Annotated in this window: 5 protein-coding genes; all 5 read right to left on the bottom strand. The window is 55.1% G+C overall.

Features of this window, described 5'->3' with window-relative positions; all coding sequences use genetic code 11:
• Positions 1 to 516: 516 nt before the first annotated feature.
• A complete protein-coding gene (locus WA354_RS22015; RefSeq protein ID WP_472815169.1) occupies positions 517 to 996 on the bottom strand; it encodes a glycosyl-4,4'-diaponeurosporenoate acyltransferase CrtO family protein in 480 nt (159 codons plus the stop codon).
• Positions 993 to 2,063 carry a glycosyltransferase family 2 protein gene (locus WA354_RS22010; RefSeq protein WP_472815168.1) on the bottom strand — a complete coding sequence of 357 codons (1,071 nt, stop codon included), beginning with the start codon at positions 2,061 to 2,063 and terminating at the stop codon, positions 993 to 995. The genes WA354_RS22015 and WA354_RS22010 overlap by 4 nt, the downstream gene beginning before the upstream one ends.
• On the bottom strand, positions 2,063 to 3,577 hold the full coding sequence (locus WA354_RS22005; protein ID WP_472815167.1) for a phytoene desaturase family protein: 1,515 nt from the start codon (positions 3,575 to 3,577) through the stop codon (positions 2,063 to 2,065). The genes WA354_RS22010 and WA354_RS22005 overlap by 1 nt, the downstream gene beginning before the upstream one ends.
• On the bottom strand, positions 3,574 to 5,436 hold the full coding sequence (locus WA354_RS22000; protein WP_472815166.1) for an aldehyde dehydrogenase family protein: 1,863 nt from the start codon (positions 5,434 to 5,436) through the stop codon (positions 3,574 to 3,576). The genes WA354_RS22005 and WA354_RS22000 overlap by 4 nt, the downstream gene beginning before the upstream one ends.
• The coding region (locus tag WA354_RS21995) for a phytoene desaturase family protein (protein WP_472815165.1) at positions 5,433 to 6,081 on the bottom strand (649 nt) is incomplete at its 5' end. The genes WA354_RS22000 and WA354_RS21995, both read right to left, overlap by 4 nt.

Here is a 6,081-nt window from a genome sequence, read left to right as displayed (position 1 = left end):
TGACTTAGCCCTGAGGCTACTTCTATTCAAGCCGGTAGTCCGCCGAAGCCGGCTTTACGTTCAGGTGGACTGGATTTGTAAACACTGGGCCACCTCATTATTTATCGGATTATGATCCCGATATCGGCCGCAGCGCCGCTGGCCCGCTGTTCCAAAGGGAATCCGCCGGAAGATCAACACCATAGCCGCTTGCGGTCTATCTGTGCCAGCCCAATCTTCGTGCTTGTTCAGCTGTGAGATGCAGAAGATAAAAGAAGCCGTCGTTGCATTCAATGTGGCCGAGGACGTCTCGAACATCAGAACCATCAGGAAGAAGAGGATTCACGGCTTCAACCAGCTCGTATTCATCATTGAAGAGGCGCTCGTGTCTTTCAGGCTGAGCTCTCGAGCGAGATGTCCAGGATTGGATTCGAACAACGTATTGGCGAGATTCGCTGCGTGCTTTAGAAGCGCAGGTGAGATGGATCAGGTAGCGGCGTCGGCGCGTTGCCTGATCGAGTTTGCGCGACGGTTGGCTCATGCTTTGGCAAACGCCCGGCGCCGGCTCTGCGCCACACGGGAGAGCGCGAGGCGGTTGTAGCGCTGTGCGAAAATGCAGGGAAGATTGGCCCCCACAGCGTATGCAGTCATCACCCAACATGCCCAAGGGGGATTCCAAAGAAAGAAGATAGGGAGGCAGGCAAACATGCACCAGTGGGCAAGCTCGGCACGACGCGTCTCAAGAATGAAGTGCTGGAGATACTCCGTTTTTCTTGCTGACAGCTTCTTCTTCGCAAAGCCTCCAAACCAAGGTGCTCCGTCCAGAAGCAAGGACTTCCATTTCCGGATGCCCATCCAGTCGCGGTAGAGTCGTCCGTTCGTCTCCCAGCATCGTGGTGCCGTCAGCCAATTGTCACGTGCAAAGAATTCCGAAGGCAGGCGTACTGACACAAAACCGATGGTGAGATGCACCACGGGCCATCCCAGAATGTTTGCCACCCAGACCAGCGAATTCATACTTCGCGGCCTCTCCAGACGGTCTTCTGCCCTGCAGCGCGTCGCAGGGCCGAGCGTGCAAAGATAACGCAGTAGTAAGCAAGGGGAAGCGGATAGAAGAGGCAGGCCGCGAGGTGAGAGTTTCCCAGTTGGCGGCCAAGCCAAAACAGCTGCAAACTGAAAAGCAAGTAGGCCAAGCCAAAAGAGGCAGCGAGCGTCGAGGGAACAATCAGCGCAATCGCGGCTACCCACAATGACGCAACCCATACAGTCGAGCAGGCAAGCACCGCGCTACCCGATTGCGACGCACCGTGGACAAAGGCTTTGGTCCAGCTATCCGACATTTGGCGAAAGCCTTCGGTGAACATGCGCATTTGAAGCGTGTCGCGACCACTCAGGCACATCACATGGTTTCCACCATCGTGGAGAAGATTGGCGAGGTTGAGATTCTCAAGGACGAAGCTGCGAACAGCTGCGTGCCCGTTCACTGCGGAGTAAGTCTCTTTGGGGATAAGAAGCGACTGGCCGAAAAGTCTGGCTCTGCCAAACGCACCGAAGCCGCCGGCCCCGGCGGCCATCAGAAGAAAGAAGAACAGCGAGAGTTGTTCTTGCGCCGTTTGCATCACGTGATACGGGAGCAATGAAATTGACAATCCAGGGTCGCCCTCACGTCGCCACCGCGCGACCAGACGGTCAAGACCACCTGAAGCGAAGTAGGTATCGGCATCCAGAAAAAGCAAGAGACCGCAAGAAGCGTGCTGAGCTCCCTGGAAACAGGCCCACGTCTTTCCCGTCCATCCCACAGGCAGCGGCTCTGAGCAAATAACTGCCGCACCGAGTTCGCGCGCGACACGTGCAGTGCGGTCGGTTGAGTGGTCGTCAATGACCAGGACTTCAACCTTCCGTGAAGTGGATGTCGCAATCGATCGCAGCAAACGGGGAAGATTGTTCTCCTCATTTCGAGCAGGGACGATGACAGACACATCAACCGCAGCGTCCGACTGAGTCTCAGCGCACGTTGGTATCCGCCGCAGGAGAAGGAAACCTGAAGCAAGCCCCACCACGCACAGCAATGCTGCAAAAATCATTACGCTCCTGGTTCTGCCTGTTCGGTGATCATCCGTGCCACGTGTTGTCCGCTGAGTGAAACCATGGGCATTCCGGCTCCTGGATTCACGCTTCCACCGACAAAGAACAGATTCTCAAATTGCGAGCTCCGTTTTGGTGCCTTGAATGCAAAGTTGCTGCGACGGTCGCACACGACACCGTAGATCGATCCTCGATTTGAAGCGTAACGGGCTTCAATGTCGAGAGGTGTCCAGAAGTCTTCAACAACAATATGTTTGCGCAGATCCTTAACGCCCATGCGCTCGAGCTTGTGGATGCAGACTTCCTTCAACGCAAGATAGTCCTCACGGGTATAAGGATTTTGCTCGTCGATCGCGGGGATATGCGGAAGAATCTTGATGTTGTCGCAACCTTCCGGAGCTTGAGAAGGATCACTACGAGTCGGAGCAACCACGTAAAGGGTCGGATCGTCAGGAAGTTTGTTTTCGCGAAATACGCGCCGGAAATGGGCATGCAGATCGGACGAGTAGAAGAAGTTGTGATGAGCAAGCTGAGGATAGATGCGATTGAGCCCAAGATGCACAACCAGGCCCGAGCAGGCCGGCTTAAAGCGCCTGAACTTCTTCATCACGCCTGCCGGCGACCCGAGGAGCTTTTTCATCGCCGGAATGACTTCCATGTTGGAAATCACGAAGTCGGCTACCATAGTGCACAAAGAGCCATTCTGATCTTTCGCCTGTACACCTGTAACGGTTTTGCCGTCTCTATCAATCTGCACGACCTCATGTCCCAGCCGCACGTCCACGCCGGTCTCTTCAAGGCGCTTTTTGAAAGCGAGTGCAAGTTCATACAAGCCGCCGGAGACATACCACATCCCGAACTGCATCTGGATATTGGGCATAAGGTTCATGAAGGCAGGCGAATCGAGCGCGCTCGAGCCGACATACTTGATGAAGTATTCGAAGATGTCACGCAGATAGCGATTGCTCATGCGCTTGTAGATGCTGCCTGACATGGAATGCATGTAATCGAGATCTCGTGCATCGCGCCAGCCGTAAAAGCGAAGGAACTGGCCAAAAGTGTCCAGACCTTGGTTGAGATATCCGCTCTCCACAATTTCGTACTGACGGCGCGAATAGGCGAGGAATTGTTTGTATTCTTCAAAAATGTTTGGCCCGAAGCGAGCCAGTTCGGCGCGCATCTTCTCTACATCTTCCCAAAGGTCCAGAATGGTCCCGTCTTCGAAGAAGTTGCGCCACTGCGGATCAAGCCGTTGCAGGCTGATATAGTCCTCAAGGCGTTTGCCATCGCCCTCAAACACGGGACGGAAGACCTGCGGCAGCGTAAAGATTGAGGGTCCTAGGTCAAAGCTGAATCCGCCAACCTGAAGCTGATTCAGCTTGCCGCCCACATGCTGATTCTTTTCAAGAAGTGTCACCCGAAAGCCTTTGCGCGAAAGCATGATGGCAGCGGACATGCCGCCGATCCCAGCTCCGATAACGACGACTCTTTTCCCTTTTTCTTCAGATCTCATAGTGCCTTCACAATATTGATCGCGATGGTTTGGGGGATGTTTCCCAAGCTAAAGGCACACTCTGAAAATCGAGGTGGTCCGAAACGTCCATTTGGATTGTTCGAAGCCCCCACCGGTTCGCGCGGAATGCCGATTAAGTTGTGATCGAGTTTGTGATTGCCGTTCAGATCTTCGTATACGGTCACCGCATACGTTCCCGGTGGCAGGTCGACGTCAAGCTTTATCCGCTCCATATGCGGCTGAATGGGCAGAAATCCGTGGAGAAGAGCCTTATCTCTCGCGCCCGGAAACCCCGACGCTGACGCAAAGACCAGGTAGGCCAGCTCGCCGTGTGCATCTCCTGTCAGTTGCACATCCACAGACAGGCGCGTTGTTTGCCTCGCGTGCGCTGAACTTTGAATGCAGAGTAGAGCCGCCAGTGCAGCCAGAGGGAGAACGCGGCTCATCTGCGAAAGCACATCTAGCGCGCCGTGTCGGAGCCGAATGAGTTGTGTCAGCTGCTTGCGGGTGCGCCAGGTAAACGGAAACCAATTGATTTGGCTGGCGTTGCGGTCTCTGGTGTGCATCACCGTCTTGATGCGCGAGAAGGATCGCAGCCCTTCAGGTCCGTGATAGCGCCCGTAGCCGCTTTTGCCGTTTCCACCGAACGAGGCATATGGGTTCGCAATCACTCGAATCACGTCGTTTATTGCGCAGCTGCCCGCCGACATCCGTGCTGCAACACGTCGTGCTCGCGCGCTATTCCGAGTCCACACGCTGCTGCTGAGGGCAAACGGGCTTGAGTTTGCCAGTGCAATCGCCTCCGACTCGTTACGGAACGACTTGACAATCAATGCGGGACCAAACGACTCCTCAGTGAGGATGCGAGCCTCTGCCGGTACATCGGTCAGCAGTACTGGGCCGCCCGTTGCTACATCCTCAGTCGGAAACCGCGCAGCCCCACGTGAGAGCGCATCGTCTACGAGTTCGAGATGCATGGAAAGCGCAGCTGAGGACAGCGGGCGCAAGTCCGAATCGGGCGCGTCTCCCACACTGAGGGCAGAAATCCGAACCTTCAACCTTGCAACGAATTTCTCAAAGATTGACTCGTGGACGTACACGCGCTTCACAGCCACGCACACGCGCCCTGAGTTTGAGAACGCACCGTATGCTATACCCTCTACAGCCCGGTCAAGATGGCAGTCCTCAAAGACAATGCTCGCGTCTTTGCCTCCTAGTTCAAGAACGGCAGGAATCAGTTGGCGAGCTGCTCTCTGTGCCACCAGTTGCCCGTGATGGCTGCTTCCGGTAAAGAAAACGAAGTCCGGCCTGGCGTCCAGCAGCGCTTCCGCCTCCTCCGGCCCTCCGTGTATCACCTGCACAAGGTTTTGCGGAAAGTTCACTCGTGCGCACAGCTCCGCAATGAGCGCTGCTGTCTCAGGCGCCCGCTCCGAGCATTTCAGAATCACCGCATTGCCTGCTGCAAGCGCAGTAATCATGGGAATCACAGAAAGCTGAAATGGATAATTGGACGGACCGCAGACCAGAGCCACGCCATGCGGCTCAAAATGAGTTTCGAATCGAGCACTGTGAAACAGGAAGAGCGGCTTGCCATTCCGCCGCGATTGAAGGATCTTTGCCGCATGGCGTTCGTAGTAGCGAATCTGCTCGAGCGTCACTAGTACATCACCGGCGAGCGCATCGAGATGCGGTTTCCTTGTGTCGCGCGCAATCAAGGCAGAGATAGAATCGCAATGCCGCGCGATTTCACCCCGTAGCCTGCCAAGATAGGCGCAGCGCTCCTTTACCTTCAAGGCTGCCCAAGCGGGTTGCGCAGCGCGGGCGCACTCCATCTTTTGCTCTGCACTAAAGGTATTCACGCCAGTGCCAACTCCAATGGCTTTGAAACAGGAAAAGGAATTTCGTTCTTCTCACAGATGAGGTTTGCGGAGATGCGTGCCGATTCAAAGATCGTTGGCAGACCGCTGCCCGGGTGAGTGCCTCCGCCAACCAAATAGCAATTCTCAAATTCTTCAAACTCATTGTGGGGACGGAGGTACATCATCTGATGCCAGCTATGCGCCATGTTGAACGTTGCACCGAGGAATACTGAGTGCCTTTTCTCCCAATCCTCGGGTGTGATGATCAGTTCCTGCTGAATATGCTGCGAAACATCGCCGTATGGAGTACGTTCCCGTAGCAGTTGCAGCACCTTCTCACGGTAGATTTGCTTGTACTCCTGCCACGAAACGCCACTGGTGTTGTTCGCCACTGGCAGTAGAATGTAGAGCGCAGAATGCCCGGCCGGAGCACCATATGGATCGTTCTTCTGCGCATTTCGGATATACATCGATACGTCTTCCATGTCTGTCTGCCCACTTGTGATGGCCTGGATGTTCTTCTTGTAATTGCGGGCAAAGACAATCGTGTGGTGCTCGATATCGTACGTACGGTCAAGGCCGAGATACATCATGAAGGTGGAGCAGGAGAACTGGCGTTTCCGCAGTGACGAGGGCTTATAGCGC

The sequence above is a fragment of the Occallatibacter sp. genome, from assembly GCF_049802275.1.
Classification (GTDB): Bacteria; Acidobacteriota; Terriglobia; order Terriglobales; family Acidobacteriaceae; genus Telmatobacter.
Note: the sequence above shows the minus strand (reverse complement) of the source record. Positions and strands in the feature narration are given on the sequence as shown.